The sequence below is a fragment of the Nonomuraea sediminis genome, from assembly GCF_018531495.1.
Classification (GTDB): domain Bacteria; phylum Actinomycetota; class Actinomycetes; order Streptosporangiales; family Streptosporangiaceae; genus Nonomuraea; species Nonomuraea sediminis.
The window spans coordinates 174,813-192,111 of the sequence record NZ_JAHDTI010000018.1; the positions used below are offsets into that span (position 1 = coordinate 174,813).

Annotated in this window: 20 protein-coding genes; 10 read left to right on the top strand and 10 right to left on the bottom strand. The window is 71.6% G+C overall.

Going from position 1 to position 17,299, the window contains the following annotated elements; all coding sequences use genetic code 11:
- Position 1: 1 nt before the first annotated feature.
- The 5 genes from KIK09_RS50100 to KIK09_RS50120 are packed head-to-tail and all read right to left on the bottom strand — an operon-like array spanning position 2 to position 3,946.
- On the bottom strand, positions 2 to 1,384 hold the full coding sequence (locus tag KIK09_RS50100) for an alpha/beta fold hydrolase (protein ID WP_214326663.1): 1,383 nt from the start codon (positions 1,382 to 1,384) through the stop codon (positions 2 to 4).
- 16 nt (positions 1,385 to 1,400) lie between these two features.
- A complete protein-coding gene (gene pspAB / locus KIK09_RS50105; protein ID WP_214326664.1) occupies positions 1,401 to 1,958 on the bottom strand; it encodes a PspA-associated protein PspAB in 558 nt (185 codons plus the stop codon).
- Positions 1,959 to 1,965: 7 nt separating this feature from the next.
- Positions 1,966 to 2,862, bottom strand: a complete 897-nt coding sequence (gene htpX / locus KIK09_RS50110; protein ID WP_214326665.1) for a zinc metalloprotease HtpX — start codon at positions 2,860 to 2,862, stop codon at positions 1,966 to 1,968.
- Between the two features lie 2 nt (positions 2,863 to 2,864).
- Positions 2,865 to 3,143: a PspA-associated protein PspAA gene (gene pspAA, locus KIK09_RS50115; protein ID WP_214326666.1), complete on the bottom strand. Its 279-nt coding sequence runs from the start codon at positions 3,141 to 3,143 to the stop codon at positions 2,865 to 2,867.
- Entirely contained in the window at positions 3,140 to 3,946 is an 807-nt protein-coding gene (locus KIK09_RS50120; protein WP_214326667.1) for a PspA/IM30 family protein, read from the bottom strand. Before KIK09_RS50120 ends, pspAA begins: the two co-directional genes overlap by 4 nt.
- 152 nt (positions 3,947 to 4,098) lie before the next feature.
- Here KIK09_RS50120 and KIK09_RS50125 point away from each other — a divergent pair, with 152 nt between their 5' ends.
- A complete protein-coding gene (locus KIK09_RS50125) occupies positions 4,099 to 4,683 on the top strand; it encodes a DUF3043 domain-containing protein (RefSeq protein WP_308164775.1) in 585 nt (194 codons plus the stop codon).
- 128 nt (positions 4,684 to 4,811) lie between these two features.
- Positions 4,812 to 6,671 carry a multicopper oxidase family protein gene (locus KIK09_RS50130; RefSeq protein WP_308164776.1) on the top strand — a complete coding sequence of 620 codons (1,860 nt, stop codon included), beginning with the start codon at positions 4,812 to 4,814 and terminating at the stop codon, positions 6,669 to 6,671.
- Positions 6,672 to 6,681: 10 nt separating this feature from the next.
- On the opposite strand, the gene KIK09_RS50135 is transcribed toward KIK09_RS50130, so the two are convergent.
- Positions 6,682 to 7,395 (bottom strand): SMI1/KNR4 family protein, encoded by a 714-nt coding sequence (locus KIK09_RS50135; RefSeq protein WP_214326668.1) that lies wholly within the window; start codon positions 7,393 to 7,395, stop codon positions 6,682 to 6,684.
- Between the two features lie 57 nt (positions 7,396 to 7,452).
- Here KIK09_RS50135 and KIK09_RS50140 point away from each other — a divergent pair, with 57 nt between their 5' ends.
- Entirely contained in the window at positions 7,453 to 8,451 is a 999-nt protein-coding gene (locus KIK09_RS50140) for an aldo/keto reductase family protein (RefSeq protein ID WP_214326669.1), read from the top strand.
- A gap of 57 nt (positions 8,452 to 8,508) precedes the next feature.
- Here KIK09_RS50140 and KIK09_RS50145 read toward each other — a convergent pair whose 3' ends face one another.
- The gene (locus KIK09_RS50145) at positions 8,509 to 8,715 is read right to left on the bottom strand and encodes a hypothetical protein (protein WP_214326670.1); all 207 of its coding nucleotides are present in this window, start codon (positions 8,713 to 8,715) and stop codon (positions 8,509 to 8,511) included.
- Positions 8,716 to 8,810: 95 nt separating this feature from the next.
- On the opposite strand from KIK09_RS50145, the gene KIK09_RS50150 reads away from it, so the two are divergent.
- The 4 genes from KIK09_RS50150 to KIK09_RS50165 are packed head-to-tail and all read left to right on the top strand — an operon-like array spanning position 8,811 to position 11,834.
- On the top strand, positions 8,811 to 9,470 hold the full coding sequence (locus tag KIK09_RS50150) for an SCO2322 family protein (RefSeq protein ID WP_214326671.1): 660 nt from the start codon (positions 8,811 to 8,813) through the stop codon (positions 9,468 to 9,470).
- Entirely contained in the window at positions 9,467 to 10,375 is a 909-nt protein-coding gene (locus KIK09_RS50155) for a bifunctional adenosylcobinamide kinase/adenosylcobinamide-phosphate guanylyltransferase (RefSeq protein WP_214326672.1), read from the top strand. Before KIK09_RS50150 ends, KIK09_RS50155 begins: the two co-directional genes overlap by 4 nt.
- 11 nt (positions 10,376 to 10,386) lie before the next feature.
- Entirely contained in the window at positions 10,387 to 11,109 is a 723-nt protein-coding gene (locus tag KIK09_RS50160; RefSeq protein ID WP_214326673.1) for an aminoglycoside 3'-phosphotransferase, read from the top strand.
- Entirely contained in the window at positions 11,106 to 11,834 is a 729-nt protein-coding gene (locus KIK09_RS50165; protein WP_214326674.1) for an adenosylcobinamide-GDP ribazoletransferase, read from the top strand. The genes KIK09_RS50160 and KIK09_RS50165 overlap by 4 nt, the downstream gene beginning before the upstream one ends.
- On the opposite strand, the gene KIK09_RS50170 is transcribed toward KIK09_RS50165, so the two are convergent.
- From KIK09_RS50170 to KIK09_RS50180, 3 genes are read right to left on the bottom strand one after another with little or no spacing between them, the layout of a single operon-like run.
- Positions 11,715 to 12,686 (bottom strand): CPBP family intramembrane glutamic endopeptidase, encoded by a 972-nt coding sequence (locus KIK09_RS50170; protein WP_214326675.1) that lies wholly within the window; start codon positions 12,684 to 12,686, stop codon positions 11,715 to 11,717. The genes KIK09_RS50165 and KIK09_RS50170 overlap by 120 nt on opposite strands.
- The gene (locus tag KIK09_RS50175; protein ID WP_214326676.1) at positions 12,683 to 13,642 is read right to left on the bottom strand and encodes a hypothetical protein; all 960 of its coding nucleotides are present in this window, start codon (positions 13,640 to 13,642) and stop codon (positions 12,683 to 12,685) included. The genes KIK09_RS50170 and KIK09_RS50175 overlap by 4 nt, the downstream gene beginning before the upstream one ends.
- Positions 13,639 to 13,986, bottom strand: a complete 348-nt coding sequence (locus KIK09_RS50180; RefSeq protein WP_214326677.1) for a GntR family transcriptional regulator — start codon at positions 13,984 to 13,986, stop codon at positions 13,639 to 13,641. Before KIK09_RS50180 ends, KIK09_RS50175 begins: the two co-directional genes overlap by 4 nt.
- A gap of 98 nt (positions 13,987 to 14,084) precedes the next feature.
- Between KIK09_RS50180 and KIK09_RS50185 the strand changes: the two genes are divergently transcribed.
- From KIK09_RS50185 to KIK09_RS50195, 3 genes are all read left to right on the top strand, one after another.
- Complete coding sequence (locus KIK09_RS50185) at positions 14,085 to 15,530, top strand: leucyl aminopeptidase (protein ID WP_214326678.1); 1,446 nt, start codon at positions 14,085 to 14,087, stop codon at positions 15,528 to 15,530.
- Positions 15,531 to 15,578: 48 nt separating this feature from the next.
- On the top strand, positions 15,579 to 16,943 hold the full coding sequence (lpdA, locus tag KIK09_RS50190) for a dihydrolipoyl dehydrogenase (protein WP_214326679.1): 1,365 nt from the start codon (positions 15,579 to 15,581) through the stop codon (positions 16,941 to 16,943).
- 23 nt (positions 16,944 to 16,966) lie between these two features.
- Positions 16,967 to 17,299: biotin/lipoyl-containing protein (locus tag KIK09_RS50195; RefSeq protein ID WP_308164777.1), on the top strand; the 333-nt coding region annotated here is incomplete at its 3' end.

Sequence of the window (17,299 nt, forward strand, 5' to 3'; positions counted from 1 at the left end):
GTCAAACCGCCTGGATGATCACCTCAGGCGCTGTGACCTGCACCTGGTGGCCGAAGCCCGGCAGCCGCACCAGCCTGGCCTCCAGCAGCCCGGCCAGCTCCTCGTGCCGCCTGCGTGAACCGCCCGCGCTGAGCACCGTCACGGGCACGTGAGGGAAGGCGTGCTCGCGGCGGATCTGGCGCAGGTCGGCGGCCATGTCACGGAAGGCGAGCCACTCCCCCGCGGCCGCCGCGAGCACCTGGCCCTCGCGGTAGACGCCGGGCACGTCGGCGACCCCGGTGACCATCCTGTGTACGGCGGGCCCTGCCAGCCTGGCGATCGCCCCGGCTCCCCAGGTGCCGCCGAGCGCCGGCAGCCAGCGGCCGATCGCCCTGCCCGCCGCGCTGGTGCGCCGTTCCCTCCTGGGCAGCGGGCTGGGGTCGACCAGGACCAGGGCGCGGATGCGCAGCGGGTGCAGGCGGGCGAACGCCTCGGCGTGCCAGGCGGCCACCGAGTGGGCCACGACCGTGACGTGCTCGGGGTGGGGCGGGGCGAGGGCGGCCAGGCGGGCGGCCTCGCCGTACAGGGTGGGGGTGGTCAGGGCGGCGGTGCTGCGGCCGAGCCCCGGGCGGTCGAAGCGGATCACGCGGTGCGTGGCGGCCAGGGCGGCGGCGACGCGGTCCCAGTGGTACCAGGCTCCCGCCATGCCGTCGGTGATGACCACGGCGGGGCCCTCGCCCTGGTCGATCACGTGGAGGTGGGCGACCGGCCGTACCGCCTCCTGCGAGAGCAGCCTGAGCGCCAGGTGGACGAGCCAGATCGCGACGATCGTCACCTGGGCGCGCTGGGCCACGCCGGCCAGCCTGCCCGCGGCGATCGCGGCCAGCAGGAGCAGGGTGACGGCGGCCATCGTGGTGGTCAGCGCCCACGACATCCGCGAGGGCGGGCTCAGCAGCGCCATCGCCGCCAGCACGGCCAGTACCGCCAGCACGCTGAGCACGGCGTGCGCGTGGTGGGAAAACGAGAGCGGCCCCCGTTCACAGGCGGGGTCGCTGAGCGCCGCGCAGTCGAGCGGGAAGGCGGCATCGGCAATGGTCAGCAGCCCGAACAGGGCCAGTGCCGGCCATCCGGCCTGCTCCCAGCGCCACGGCCCGCGCGCGCCGGTGCGTCCGTCGCCACGCGCGACGGGCAGGACGGCGATCCCGAGCAGGCAGGCCAGGCCCGCCAGCGCGTCGGTGGTGCGGAACAGCGGCGACCATGGCTGGTCGCGCGCGGCGAGCTCGCTGACGTAACCGTTGACCCTGTCGACGCCTGGAGTGGCGAACTGCCCGGGCGCCCAGGCGCTGAACAGGACGGCGGCGATGATGAACGCGCAGGCCGCGGCCAGGATCAGTCTTCGCTCCACGTGATCATTAGATCACTCAGAGTCCTGGAGCCCCCCACACGGGGAACCAGCGGCCCAGATCCTCCTCCAGCGGCAGCTCGTCGGCAAGCACGCCGCGGGCCTCCAGCTCCAGGGGGTTGTCGCGGCGCTGGCCAGGCCTGGGAGCGAAGGGGTAGAAGGTGCCGCGCTTGTACAGGTAGACCACGGCCAGGCGGCGGCCGTCCTGGTCGGCGAAGGACACCAGCGAGCACAGCAGCGAGGGGCCGAACCCGGCGTCCTCCAGCGAGGAGTTGACCGCGTGCAGCTCGGTGACCAGGTCGCTGACGGCGTCAGGGTCACGGCGCACCAGCAACCAGGTGTAGCCGTAGGCGTCGTCGGACTGCTCGACCCGGTCGCCGAGCAACGCCTTCACGTCGCGCTCGAGCGTGGCGAACGCGCCGCCCTCCGCGGCACGGAAGGACACAGAGCCGAGACCGGTGGGGACGAGACCGGTGGCGGCCTGCAGCGTGATGGCCGCGGACGGCAGCGCGAACAGCGCGTCGAGGTTGGGTTTGACCGGCTTGGAACGGCCCAGCAGGGCATCCCACCAGCTCACGCGGCGGTCAACCCCTTCCGAGCTGGGCGGAGATCTTGGCCAGCTCCGCCACCCGGCGCTCCAGCGTGGGGTGCGTGGAGAACAGGTTGGCGATCGACTGGCGGTTGGCCAGCGCGGGCGCGAAGTAGAAGGCGTTGAACGGCTCCGCCTCGCGCAGGTCGCGCGTGGGGATCCTGGCCATCTCGCCGCTGACCTTGTACAGCGCGCTCGACAGCGCCGAGGGCTTCTGCGTGAGCAGCGCCCCTGCCCGGTCGGCGGCCAGTTCGCGGTAGCGCGACAGCGCCCGCGTGAGCAGGAAGCTGATCGCGTACACCACGATCGACACCAGCATGATGATCAGCCCGATGGGCAGGCCGCCGCTGTTGTCGCGGCTGCGGCCGAGCCCGCTGTAGAGGGCGAACCTGGTCATCAGCCCGGCCACGATGCCCAGGAACGAGGCGATGGTCATGACCGCCACATCCCTGTGGGCGACGTGTGACAGCTCGTGGGCGAGCACCCCTTCGAGTTCCTCGCGCTCCAGCCGCCGCAGGATGCCCGTCGTCACGCAGACCACGGCCTTGCTCTGGTTACGGCCGGTGGCGAAGGCGTTGGGGACGTCCGAATCCGCGATCGCCACCCGTGGCTTGGGCATGTCGGCCATGGCGCACAGCCGGTCGATGATGCCGTGCAGCTCCGGGGCCTGCTCGGGCGTGACCTCCCGGCCGTGCATCGCGTACAGCGCGATGCGGTCGGAGAAGAAGTACTGCGCGAACAGCAGCGCCGCCGCGATCAGCAACACCGTGACGGCGCTGATGCCGACGGCGATCAGCACCGCCACGAACGCCACGTAGAGCAGGCCCAGCAGGAACATCGTCACGACCATGCGGCGGGTCAGGCCGCTGTCGGACGCGAAGCGGGTGCTCACGGTCAGCCCGGGATGAGACCCTGGTCGCCCAGCATCTCCCGGACCTCGTCGATCGAGGCGTCCGCGGGCGGCAGGATCAGCTCCGACGGCTCGAGGCTGTCGTCGGGCAACGCCTTGCCCACGGCCCGCACCTTGTCGAGCAGGGCGTGCAGCTTGGCGCGGAAGACGTCCTCGTTGCCGGTCTCGATGGCCGACTCCAGCTCTCCGTCGAGCTCGTTCAGCACGGCGATGTCGTCGGCCGAGATGTCGACCTGACCCTCGCCCATGATTCTGACGATCATGCGCCCTCCCCCTGGTGCGGCAGCTGCTGCGTGTGCGGCTGCTGCTGGGGCTGGGCCTGCTGCTGCGGCTGACCCTGCTCGATGGCGCTCTTGGGAGCCGGGCCCTGGCCGAGCTCGGCCTTCATGCGGGCCAGCTCCAGCTCGACGTCCATGCCGCCGCCCATGCGGTCGAGCTCGGCCTGGATGTCGTCGCCACGGGTGCCGCTGAAGTCGTCGAGGGCACCGCTGGCCAGCAGCTCGTCGATGGCTCCCGCGCGGGCCTGCATCTGCGCGGTCTTGTCCTCGGCGCGCTGGATCGCCAGACCGACGTCGCCCATCTCCTCGGAGATGCCGGAGAACGCCTCGTTGATGCGAGTCTGTGCCTCGGCCGCGGTGTAGGTCGCCTTGATCGTCTCCTTCTTGGTGCGGAAGGAGTCGACCTTGGCCTGCAGCCGCTGGGAAGCCGTGGTGAGCTTCTCCTCCTCGGCCTGCAGGTTGTCGTGCTGGATCTTCAGATCGGCCATCTGCGTCTGCAGGTTGGACCTGCGCTGCAGCGCCTCGCGGGCCAGGTCCTCGCGCCCGACGGACAGCGCCTTGCGGCCCTGGTCCTCATACCGCTTCGCCTGGGCCTCGATGCCGTTGATCTGGAGCTCCACTCGCTTGCGCGACGTGGCCACGTCCGCCACACCCCTGCGCACCTTCTGCAGCAGCTCGAGTTGCCGCTGGTAGGAGTAGTCCAGGGTCTCGCGCGGATCTTCCATCTTGTCCAAGGCCTTGTTGGCCTTGGACTTGAAGATCATTGAAAGTCTCTTCATCACGCTCATGCGCGTCGGCCGTCCCCTTCTTAGGTCGTGCTGGTGTTCACCCAGTGCAGCGCAGCCGCCTTGGGATTACCCTACGCATAACGCACGGGGGCGTCACTAAGTTGCCTTCCAGGTAGGGTTGACGTGTGTTGCGACGCCGTTCCCAAACCTCCGTGGACGACACCCCCGTCCCCGAAGACGATCCTAAGCCTCAGGGTAAGGGTCGTCCCACACCCAAGCGCCGGGATGCCGAAGGGCGCAGGCGCCAGCCGGTCTCCGCGCCGAAGGACCGCAAGGAGGCCTACCGGCAGGCCCGCTCCAAGCAGACCGCCGACCGCGAGCGCGCCCGCCAGGGCATGCTGGCCGGCGACGAGCGCTACTTCCCCGCCAGGGACAAGGGCCCCGCGCGCAAGTTCGCCCGTGACTGGGTCGACTCGCGCCGCCTGCCCAGCCAGTACTTCCTGCCGTTCTCGCTGCTGATCCTGGCGCTGACGTGGATTCCCTGGCCGATGGCCGTCCGCGCCCAGGTGCTCAGCTGGACCATCACCCTCGGCTGGCCGATCATGATGATCGGCGTGCTGTTCACCTCCGTCTTCGTGGCGTGGAAGGTGAAGAAGCTGGTCGCGGAGAAGTATCCGAAGGAGAGCCTCAAGGGCGTGGGCTTCTACGCCGCGATGCGCGCCCTGCAGATCCGCAAGCTGCGCTTCCCGCCGCCCGCGGTGAAGCCGGGCGGCAAGCCGGTGCCCGTAAAGAAATAACCGACATTTCCCGATATTTCGTTATATCGGGGCAAACCTGTGAGTCGTCACTGGCGTCACACCCGTTGGGGTACCAACTCAGCCGACGGGGAGAACAAGTGAAGACAAGCAGACGGGGGTTTCTCGGCGTGGCAGCGGGAACGGCCGCGACGATCGCCACGGCGGGCACGTTGACGCAGGCCGCGCGGGCCGAGCCCGCGCCGCCCGACAGTCAGGTCGCCGACCTGGCAGGGCCCGACCAGCCGGCCGTGGCCACGCTCACACCCTTCCAGGACGCGTTACCGATCCCGCCGGTGCTCAGGCCGCGCGGGCGCGAGGTGACGCTGGAGCTGCGCTCGGTACGCAGGCGCCTGCACTCGCAGCTCCCGCCGACCCGCCTGTGGACCTACGAGGGCCACTTCCCCGGCCCCACGATCGAGGTACGGCGGGGCCAGAAGGTCCGCATCGCGTGGACCAACCGGATCGGCGACGAGACCGTGCCCGTCACCGCGGTCCAGGTGCCGGCAGCCACGCCGCCGCCGGTCAACGACCCGGGCAGAGGCGGCGCCATGCCGCGCGCCGACGTGGCCGCGATCCCGCCGTGGCTGGTGACGCACCTGCACGGCGCGGTCACCGCGGCGGGCAACGACGGCTGGTCGGAGAACGGGCTGCGCCCCGGTGAGGCGCAGGCCGCCGAGTACCTGAACGACCAGCCGGCCACCGCGCTGTGGTACCACGACCACGGCATGCACGTCGGGACCTGGACCGTCTTCTCCGGGCTGCTGGGCAGCTACCTGATCAGGGACGAGGAGGAGGACGCGCTCGGCCTCCCGCGCGGCGGGCACGAGATCCCGCTCGTGCTGTGCGACCGCAACCTCGACCAGGACGACGCCGGACGGCTTACCGGCGACCTGCTGCACAAGGTGCAGATCGCCGCGACGAGCCCGAAGGTGGTGACCCGGCCGTTCACCGGGCCGTTCACGCTGGTGAACGGCGTGATCTGGCCGTATCTGGACGTCGACCCGCGCTGGTACCGCTTCCGCGTGCTGAACGCCTCCAACGCCCGCGTCTTCCGGCTCCAGCTGATCGACGAGGCCGACGGCAGCGTCGTCACCGGGGCCGTCAAGCAGATCGGTTCCGACGGCGGCCTGCTGCCCAAGCCCGTGGATGTGGACGGGCCGCTGATCCTGGCGCCGGCGGAGCGTGCGGACATCCTGGTGGACTTCCGCGCCAGGCCCGGCAGGAAGCTCAAGCTCGTCAACACCACGCCGGGCGTCACCCCCGGCCAGGAGGCGCCCGCGCAGAACATCCCGTTCCCGCAGGTGATGGAGTTCCGGGTGGCGAACAGGCGGCCCGACAACGACTTCACCCTGCCCGCGGTCGTCTCGCCCAGCTTCGTGCGCATCAACCACGACGCGATCCCCGCCGACCACGAGCACCGCCTCGTGATGACCATGGTCGGCGGCGGCGACCACGCGCAGATGTGGGAGATGGAGCAGGACCCTGACGCCAAGCCGGGCACCGAGGGCGTCGTGCAGCTCGACGACAAGATCTACCGCCGGGTGGCCAGGATGCCCGACGACGCCGTGAACTTCTTCGCCAAGCTGGGCGGCTGGGAGATGTGGCGCTTCGTCAACGTGGCGCCCGCGCTGCATCCGATGCACATCCATCTCATGCGTTTCCAGATCCTCAGCCGCGACGTCTACGACATCTCCGGGTTCAGCGTGCAGGACGGCACGACGACCAAGCCGCTGGTGCGCCTCTCGGCAGGCACGATCGACCCGAACGAGCAGGGCTGGAAGGACGTGATCCGGGTCGACAGGGCGGAGAGCGTCACGGTGGCCGGCCGCTTCGAGGGCGGCACCGGGCGCTACGCCTACCACTGCCACCTGCTCGAGCATCAGGACGAGGGGATGATGCGGCCGCTGGTGGTGTTCCCGCCCGCCGTACTCGCGCTACGGGCCCAGCACGACCACCACCCGCACGCGCTCACCGACGCCAGCAGGTGAGGGTTCTCCCTCAGGAGGCCTCGCGCACGGCGGCCAGGTAGGCGCCGTCGCGAGGCAGGAGGGACGTCCCCCCAGTGATGGGGATGAGTCCGGCCCTGGCCGGGTCGTGGCAGATCGTGCGCCAGGCGTCGCGGATCTCGCGGATGGTCAGGAACCGCACGCCGTTGAGCGTGAAGCCGTTGTGGCGCAGCAGCGAGGCGCGCAGGTCGTCGGGGAAGCGGATGCCCATCTGCGCCTCGGCGACGGCGATGGTGTGGGCCCTGCCGGGGCGGCCGAGCACGGCCCCGCCCCGGTGGCGGCGCTCGATGCGGCGCCACTCGCGGGTGACCTCCCCGCGCACGGCGGGGTCGAGCGGGCGGACCACGATCGCCGCAGGTCGCGGATGGCACGAGTCCTCGAGGACCGCGTACAGGGTCGGGGCCGGGGTGGAGCTCGGCGTCGGCCCGGGGCTGGGGCTCACCCAGCCGATGGGGCTCGCCGGTGCGGCGGGGCGCTCGGCCGCGCCGATGGGGCCGGGCTTGATGGCGAGGACGGCCACGACGGCGCCCACGACGGCCAGGATGGCCAGCCAGGGCGCCAGCATGCCGCCGCCACGGCGGCGGGCCGCCGGTGCGGTGCCTGGAGGTGGCGGGGCGGCCTCGCGCGGGCGGGCCCGGCGGCGCAGCCGTACCGCCACAGCGGCCAGGACGGCCGCGGTCAGCGCCGCCCGTACGAGCTTCAGCACGTCGGGCACCCTATCCCGAAACCTGATCAACCACGGCGACACCCTAAGGTCGGAAGTATGGAATTCCGACACCTCGGCCGCAGCGGTCTCAAGGTCAGCGAGATCAGCTACGGCAACTGGATCACCCACGGCTCCCAGGTCGAGGAGGAAGCCGCCAGGCAGTGCGTGCAGGCCGCCCTGGACGAGGGGATCACCACGTTCGACACCGCGGACGTCTACGCGGGCACCAAGGCCGAAGAGGTGCTCGGCCGCGCGCTGAAGGGCGTGCGCAGGGAGTCGCTGGAGATCTTCACCAAGGTCTACTGGCCGACCGGTCCCGGCCAGAACGACCGCGGCCTGTCGCGCAAGCACGTCACCGAGGCGATCCACGGCTCGCTGCGCCGCCTGCAGACCGACTACGTCGACCTGTACCAGGCGCACCGCTTCGACTTCGAGACGCCGCTCGAGGAGACGCTCAAGACCTTCGACGACCTGGTGCGCCAGGGCAAGGTCCTGTACGTGGGCGTGAGCGAGTGGTCGGCCGACCAGATCAGCCAGGCGCTGAAGATCGCCGATGAGATGGGCTTCGACCGGATCGTGTCCAACCAGCCGCAGTACTCGATGCTCTGGCGGGTCATCGAGTCGGAGATCGTGCCGCTGAGCGAGCGCGAGGGCGTCGGCCAGATCGTCTGGTCGCCGATCGCGCAGGGCGTGCTGACGGGCAAGTACCTGCCCGGCCAGCCGGCCCCGGCGGGCTCGCGCGCCACGGACCCGACCGGCGGCAACTTCATCTCGCGGATGCTGGCCGACGACGTGCTGAGCAGGGTGCAGGAGCTCAAGCCGATCGCGGCCGACCTCGGGCTGAGCATGGCCCAGCTGGCGGTGGCCTGGGTGCTGCAGAACCCGAACGTCTCCAGCGCCATCGTCGGAGCCTCCAGGCCCGAGCAGGTCCGCGACAACGTCAAGGCCGCAGGCGTCAAGCTCGACGACGACGTGCTCAAGCGCATCGACGACGTGCTCGGCCCGGTCGTCGAGCGGGATCCCGGCAAGACCGTGAGCCCGCCCAGGCGCCCCTGATCACTTTTGAAAAGAAAAACCCCTCGAGTCACGAGGGGTTTTTCTTTTTATCGGAGTTCACTCCGTGCGCAATGACAATCCCGCGTATTCGACGCGGTCCTCCTCGAGCAACGCGACCTGCTCAACGCCGGATTCGAGCAGCTCACGATAGTTCTCGCCGAGCCACGACTCGGCGTCCGCCTGGCTCGGGAAAACCTCGCGCGGCAAAGGACGATCCGTTACCTCACCACCATTTGCATTTTCATAACGCCACCGCCATGTCATGCCATACGCTCCCATTTCGCAGAAGTTCCGCGGGTTCGCCGGGCGCACCCTCCGCACGGCATTGGAACCCTACTCCCGAGCTCGGAGGTCGATCGATGCTGCGCGCGTTCGGTGTTGCCCTCGTGGCGACTGCGTTCCTCTCCTCCCCTCCCGTGTCACCCGGCAATCCCGTCCCCGGCGGCCCTGATCCGAACGCCGCCAGGGTCTGGAGCGTCTGGCAGAGCGACGGCACGGCCTGGCTGGCCGCCACCCCGGCGGACGTGCCCAAGGACGGTTCGGTGATCGGCTGGCGCTTCTCGGTGGCGGCCGACGGGTCGGCGGCCGAGTCGCCCGGCGGCGACCAGCCGGCCTTCGACCAGGTGTGCGGCAAGCAGGCGGCCTCTTCAGGCCAGAAGCGGGTCGCGGTCCAGGTGGACTTCGGCGACGCCGCCTCCGACGCCTACCCCGGTGACACGCCGCCCGCCCAGGGCCTGCTCAAGTGCGTCAGCGGCGCGGAGAACGCCTCCGCCGCCCAGTTGCTCGCCCTGGCCGCCGACGCCAAGGTGAACCCGCAGGGCGACGTCGTGGCCGTCAACCAGTACCCGGCCAAGGAGAAGGGCGGCGCGGCGCCGGCGCCCGCGGCCGGCGGTTCGCAGGGCGGCGGGCTGCCGCTGACCTGGATCCTCGGCGGAGCGGGCGCGCTGGTGCTCGTCGCCGGCGGCGCCGTGGTGGCCACCCGCCGCCGTGCCAAGGCTCCCGTACGCTCGGGCGGGTGACCGTCCAGCTCCAAGGTACGGCGGGGCCGCGCGGGTGGCCGGAGCCCGGCTGCCCGTGCGCCTCGTGCGCCCGCCTCCCCGCCGGCCATCGGCGCCCCTTCGACCTGCGGGTCGACGGCCCGGCCCCCGGGCTCCTGGTGTACTCGCCGCTGGAGCCCGTACCCGAGGGCCGCTACGACCTGGTCCTAATGGACCTGCTCGAGGCGCCCGAGCACCTGGGGCTGCTGCGCAGGCGCGGAGCGGTGGACAGTGCGACACAGGTGGTGGCCGTGGGCCTGGACCACCGGATCCGCTCGGAGGAGGAGCTGGCCAGGCGGCTGGCCTTCTGGGGGGCGGTGGCCGTTCCCGACGGGACGGTCCTTCCTGTCGAGGCGGCTCCCCGGCCGCTGCCGAGGAGGACGCTGCTGCTGGGTGGGGCGCGGTCGGGCAAGTCTGCCGAGGCGGAGCTGCGGCTGGCGGCCGAGCCGTACGTCACCTATGTCGCGACCGGCCCGTCGGAGGCGGACGACGCCGATTGGGCGGCGCGGGTGAAGCTGCACCGCGAGCGCCGGCCCGCGCACTGGGACACGCTGGAGACGACCGACCTGGCTGCGGCGATCCGCGAGGCGCGGACGCCGCTGCTGATCGACGGGCTGGGCACGTGGCTGGCGGCGGTGTTCGACGAGCACGGCGCGTGGGACGGCGACCGGGCACCTGTCGCCGGGCGGTGCGAGGAGCTGGCCGAGGCGTGGCGGCACGCGCCGCAGCGCATCGTGGCCGTGTCCGATGAGGTGGGGCTGGGCGTGGTGCCCGCCACGGCCAGCGGCAGGGCCTTCAGGGACGCGCTCGGACGGCTCAACGAACGCCTGGCGGAGGAGTCGGACGAGGTGACCCTGCTCGTAGCGGGCCGCCCGGTGCCGCTCTAGTATCGGCGACTATGCACCTTCCAGGGGGAATTCTGGATCTGTTCGGCGACGACGCGGTCTGGTCCGACGATCACGAGGGCAGGAGCGGAGTGACGCTCAGGGTCACCAACCCTGACGGGCGGTTCTTCGTCAAGCAGGGTCCCGCGGCGGTGGCCGAGCACGCGCGGCTGCGCTGGCTGAAGCGGTGGCTCCCGGTGCCTGACGTGGTGGCCTTCGAGGGCGACGCGCTGGTGACCGGCGACGTGGGGTGGGCCAGCCTGGAGCGGGCCAAGGCCCCCGTCAGGGCCGCGCGGATGGGCGAGGTGCTGCGCAGGCTGCACCTGATCCCGGTCGAGGAGTGCCCGTTCGACGAGCGGCTCGACGTCAAGCTGGCGCGCGTGACCGCCCGCGTCGCCGCCGGGCTGGTGGACACCGGCGACTTCGACCCCGACCACGCGGGGATGACGGCCGAGCAGGTGCTCGACCGGCTGCAGGCCGAGCGGCCCGCGGCGGAGGACCTGGTGGTGACGCACGGCGACTTCACGCCGGGCAACGTGCTGGCGCCCCCGGCCGGCGAGCCGGTCCTGATCGACCTGGGCGCGCTCGGCGTGGCCGACCGCCACGTGGACCTGGCCATCGCGCTGCGCGAGCTGACCGGGCCGGGCGAGCGCGAGGAGTTCCTGGCCGCCTACGGGCTCCAGCCCCTCGACGAGGGGCGGCTCTCCTACTACCGCCTGCTCGACGAGCTGCAGTGATCGACGGGCTCCGCTTCGCGGCCGGCACGCTCACCGCCTTCCCCGTCAGGGTGGAGCGGGTCGACCGGCGGGTGGCGGGGCAGGCGATGCTGCTGGCTCCCCTGGTCGGGCTCGTGCTCGGCGGCCTGGCCTGCCTGGCGCTGCTGCTTCCCGGACCTGCGCTGCTCGGCGCCGCGCTGGCGCTCGCGCTGCTCGCGGGCATGACGCGCGGGCTGCACCTGGACGGGCTCGCCGACCTGGCCGACGGGCTCGGCAGCGGCAAGCCCGCCGCGCAGGCGCTGGACATCATGAAGAAGTCGGACATCGGGCCGTTCGGCGTGATGACGCTGGTGCTGACCCTGCTCGTCCAGGCGGCCGCCCTCACGGCGGCGGGCCCCGCCGGCCTGATCGCCGCCTGCGTGACAGGGCGCCTCACCCTGGCCTGGGCCTGCCGGGCGGGCGTTCCCGCCGCCCGGCCGGGCGGCCTGGGCGCGATGGTCTCGGGCACCGTACGGCCGGCCGCGGCGTGGGCCGTGACCGCGGCCGCCGTCGTGGTCGCCGCGGTCGCCGGGCTCGCTCTCGGTCAGCCCGTCATCCCCGTGGGCGTGGTCGCCGGGCTCGGCGCGTCACTGCTGCTGCTCCGGCATGCCGGGCGCCGGCTCGGCGGCGTGACCGGCGACGTGCTCGGCGCGCTGGTCGAGGTCGCCACGGCCGGCTGCCTCGTGATCTGCGCCGCCTTCCGGTGAGGCCTGCCGTACGGGCAGGAATCTGTAGAGGGCGAGCGCGGTCAGGCCCATGAGCACCCAGCCCACCACTCCCGTGAGGCCAGCCAGCGCCAGGTTGGGCTTGGTGGCGAACAGGAAGATGAGCGGGACGGTCCCGTTCAGCGTGGCGTGGGCGATCACCGACGGCCACACGCTGCCCGTGCGCAATCGCAGCCAGCCGAACAGGAAGCCGATGAACACGCACGTCACCACGAAGTAGGCCGCGGCCCACGGGCCGAGATTGGGGTAGTTGTAGCCGAGCAGGGTCAGCGGCGCGTGCCACAGCCCCCAGATGACGCCCGAGAGCACCAGCCCCCAGAACAGCCCGCGCGAGCGCACCAGCGTGGGCAGCAGCCACCCGCGCCAGCCCCACTCCTCCCCCAGCGACGGCAGAGCGCCGACTATCGGAGCGGTCAGGATCGCTGACACGACCTGGATCGCGACGATCGCGCCCATGTTGGCGGGCACGGGCACGCCCTGCGAGGCGAGCACGGCGCGGAAGGTGGCGAAGTCGTGCAGGTCGAGCGTGACCAGGCCGACGGCGGCGCTCAGCGCACCCGCCACCAGGACGAGCACGACGGTGCCCAGCCAGGCGCTCAGGCCGACCAGAACGGCCCTGCCGGGGCGCGGGCCCAGTGTGAGCCCGGTTTCGCGGGCCCACTGACGGAACGGGGTGCGGCTGCGCAGCCACACGGCCAGCACGCCCAGCGAGGGCGTGAACATCATCGCGATGCCCAGGAGCCGGAAGTACGGCGAGGCCAGCCCGCCGCCCAGCCACAGCGGTAAGGCCACCAGCCAGGACAGCCCGAACGCCACGGGCAGGAAGATCTTCATGCTCGCTCCTCGATCAACGCGTTGACAAGGGATGCGCCCCGTTCGGCGTCGTCGACGCTGATCAGCAGCTGACCGCCGGAGCGGTAGCGCAGGATCAGGCAGTCGCCGCCGCGGAGCATGATGGCCGCCATGCCCGGCAGCCCGCGCAGGCCCCAGCCGCCGACCTGGCTCGGGTAGCGCACCTCGGACCAGGCACGGTCGATCTTCGACAGCCGGATGCGCCGCACCGGCCAGCCGAACGGCCCGAACCCGATGGCCAGGCCGTCCTGCGTCACCCGCACCGTGGCCGAGGAGGTGGCCAGGCCGGCGACCAGCACGATCGCCATGCCCGGCAGCAGCCGTCCGAGGTCCTCGCGCGACAGCACGCCCAGCAGGGTCAGCCCGCCCGTCACGACCAGCGCGGCGCCCGCCGCCGCGGCCATGGCCATCAGCCACGGGTTCACCACCCGGCTGACCCAGACCGAGCGCTGGCCGGGACGCAGCCGCAGCCGGGGCACGCCCTCGCCCGCGGGTGAGAGCTGGTCGGGCTCTCCCCTGCCGGCGTACCCGGCCAGGATGCCGATCCCGACGGCCGCCGTCACCACGGCGATCACCACCCAGCCCGGCAGCACGGCCTGGTGCCAGGACTGCCTGTCGAGGTTGGCGTAGAGGGTCGACAGCTCCATGCCGGTCACGAAGACGGCGCCGCCGAACAGGAAGCCCCACCAGTACATGCGGCTCAGGCGGCGCTGGAACATCCGCCCCTGCACCGCGATGCCGGTCACGATCGCCCAGGGCACCGCCCAGGTCAGCACGCTGATGATCAGGAAGCGGGTGAAGGAACTGGCCGAGTCGGGGCCGTCGGACCAGTGGGTGGCCAGCGGCTCGGGCAGCCGGTCGCGCACCGACAGGGGGATCACGATGAGCACCGCGGTGACGATCAGCCCCCATCCGACGGCGAGAGTGCGGGGGTTCATGACAGGTCCTCCAGGATCGTGATGAGGTCTTCTCGGCGGTAGCCGTGCCTCCTGGCCTCGTCGAGCAGCTCGCGGGCGCGCTGGACCAGCAGCGCGCGGGCGTCGGCACCACCGGCCACGCTCACGCCCCTGCCGCGCCTGAACTCGAGCAGCCCCTCGTCACGCAGGTCGCGCAGGGCACGCAGCACGGTGTTGGCGTTGATGCCCAGCGCGTCGGCCAGGTCCTTGGCGGGCGGCAGGCGGTCGCCCGGCCCGTAGGAGCCCTCGCCGATCGCGCGGCGGATCGCGGCGGCCACCTGTTCGTGCAGCGGCCGCGAGTCGTTCATATCCAGCGTCAGCAACATGGTGCTAATGACGCTAGCACTATTCCACCGATCACGTCGAATGGTAGGATGAACCCCTGTTTGTGAGTAGCTAGAAACCCTGGATAGCATCGGTTTACGTGACCACCGTGCGGCTGAACTCAGCAGATCCCGTCTCATTCGACACCGACGCACTGATCGTCGGATTCCGGTCTGGCCCCGATGGGCCCCGCCCCGCCGCGGACGGCCTCGAGGCCGCCTTCGACGGGAAACTGGCCGCCTCGCTGGCGGCCGTCGCCTTCTCCGCCAAGCCCGGCGAGATCGCCAAGATCCCGACCTTCGGCGCCATCGCCGCGCCCCTGCTGGTCGCCGTCGGTGTGGGCGACGGCGTCGAGGATCTGCGCCGCGCCGCCGGCGCCTCGGTCCGCTCCCTGACCGGTACGGCTCGCGCCGCCCTGGCGCTGGACGGCGACGCCGAGGCCGTGGCCCTGGGCGCGCTGCTCGGCGCCTACGGGTTCGACCGCTACCGCACGGGCGAGGCCCCCAAGGCCCCCGTCGAGGAGCTCACGGTCCTGACCGACGCCGACCAGGCGGTCGCCGAGCGGGCCACCGTACTGGCCGACTCTGTGAAGCTGGTGCGCGACCTGGTCAACACGCCGCCGTCGGACCTGTGGCCCGCGCGCTTCGCCGAGATCGCCGAGCAGACCGCGGGCGAGGTCGGCCTGGACATCGAGGTCCTGGACGAGAAGCAGCTCAAGGACGGCGGCTACGGCGGCCTCATCGGCGTCGGCCAGGGCTCGGCCAACCCGCCGCGCCTGGTCCGCCTGTCCTACAGCCACCCCGAGGCCGCCAAGACGCTGGCGTTCGTGGGCAAGGGCATCACCTTCGACTCCGGCGGCCTGTCGCTGAAGCCGACCACCTCCATGGACTGGATGAAGTCCGACATGGGCGGCGCGGGTGCCGTTTTCGGCGCGCTGGTCGGCATCGCCAAGCTGGGCCTGCCGGTGAACGTGGTCGGCTACCTCTGCCTGGCCGAGAACCTGCCGTCGGGCACCGCGCAGCGGCCCTCCGACGTGCTCCACAGCTACAGCGGCAAGACGGTCGAGGTGCTCGACACCGACGCCGAGGGCCGCCTGGTCCTCATGGACGGCATCGCCCGCGCCGCCGAGGACGGCCCCGACCTCATCGTCGACGTCGCCACGCTGACCGGCGCCCAGATCGTCGCGCTCGGCTGGCGTACGGCCGGCGTCATGGCCAACGACGACGAGGTGCGCGAACTGGTCGTCGAGGCGGCCGGCGCCGCGGGCGAGGCCGCCTGGGGCATGCCGCTGCCCGACGAGCTGCGCAAGGGCCTCGACTCCCCGGTCGCCGACATCGCCAACCTCCACCCGGAGCGCTGGGGCGGCATGCTGACCGCGGCCATCTTCCTGAAGGAGTTCGTGCCCGACGGCGTGCGCTGGGCGCACATCGACATGGCCGGCCCCGCCTTCAACAAGGGCGAGCCGCACGGCTACACCCCCAAGGGCGGCACCGGCGCCATCACCCGCACGCTCATCGGACTGGCCGAGCGGCACGCGTCCGCTTGAAACAAATGAAAAGATGACGGCATCACGAACCCGACAAGGAGCCTTCCTGTGGCCTACGACATCGTCGTCCTAGGTGGCGGCAGCGGCGGATACGCGTGCGCGCTGCGGGCGGCCGAGCTGGGCAAGTCCGTCGCACTGATCGAGAAGGACAAGATCGGCGGCACCTGCCTCCACCGGGGATGCATCCCCACCAAGGCCCTCCTGCACTCGGCCGAGGTCGCCGACGAGACCCGCGAGAGCGAGTCCTTCGGCGTCAAGGCCCGTTTCGAGGGCATCGACGTCCCCGGCGTCCACGCGTTCAAGGACAGGATCGTCACGCGCGCCTGGAAGGGCGTGCAGGGCCTGCTGAAGTCCGCCGGCGTGACCGTCGTCGAAGGTGAGGGGCGCCTGGTCGGGCCGCGGCAGGTCCAGGTGGGCTCCGAGGTCATCGAGGGCACGAACCTGGTGCTGGCCACCGGCTCGGCGCCCAAGTCGCTGCCCGGGCTCGAGATCGACGGCGAGCACGTCATCACCAGCGAGCACACGCTGGTCATGGACCACGTGCCCTCCTCGGTCGTGGTGCTCGGCGGCGGCGTCATCGGCGTCGAGCTGGCCAGCGTCTACCGCTCCTTCGGCGCCGAGGTGACCATCGTCGAGGCGCTGCCCCACCTGCTGCCGACCGAGGAGGAGTCCAGCTCCAAGCTGCTCGAGCGGGCATTCCGCCGCCGCGGCATCAAGTACGAGCTGGGCGTCTTCTTCGACAGCGTCAAGACCACCGACACCGGCGTGATCGTCACGCTCGCCAACGGCAAGACGCTCGACGCCGAGATCCTGCTCGTGGCCGTAGGCCGCGGCGCGGTCTCCGCCGGGATGGGCTTCGAGGAGCAGGGCATCGCCGTCGAGCGCGGCACCGTCAACGTCGACGAGCACTGCCAGACCACCCTGCCCGGCGTCTACGCCATCGGCGACGTGATCAACACCCCGCAGCTGGCGCACGCCGGCTTCGCCGAGGGGATCATGGTGGCCGAGCACATCGCCGGGCTCAACCCGCCGCCCATCGACTACCTGGGCGTGCCCAGGATCACCTACTCCGACCCCGAGGTGGCCTCGGTAGGCCTGACCTCGGCCCAGGCCGCTGAGCGCGGCATCGAGATCGTGGAGCAGGTCTACGACCTCGCGGGCAACCCCAAGAGCCAGATTCTCGGCACCGCCGGCGCCGTCAAGGTCCTCGCCCAGAAGGACGGCCCCGTCGTGGGCGTCCACATGGTCGGGCGCCGCATCGGCGAACTCGTCACCGAGGGTCAGCTGATCTACAACTGGGAGGCGCTGCCCGCAGAGGTCGCCCAGCTGATCCACGCTCACCCGACTCAGTCAGAAGCCATGGGCGAGGCCATGCTGGCGCTGGCCGGCAAGCCCCTGCACGTGCACAACTAATAATCTCGAGGAAGACATAACCCATGCCGGTCTCCGTACAGATGCCCCAGCTCGGCGAGAGCGTGACCGAGGGCACCGTCACCCGTTGGCTGAAGAAGGAGGGCGAGCGCGTCGAGGCAGACGAGCCGCTCCTCGAAGTGTCGACCGACAAGGTCGACACCGAGATCCCGTCGCCGGCCGCGGGCGTCATCACCAAGATCGTCGTGGCTGAGGACGAGACCGTCGAGGTCGGCGCGGAGCTGGCCATCATCGACGAGAACGGCCAGGCGGGCGCCACCGCCCCGGCCGCCGAGCCCGCCGCGGCTCCCGCCCCTGCGCCCGCGCCGGAGCCCGAGCCCGCCGCGCCGCCCGTTTCT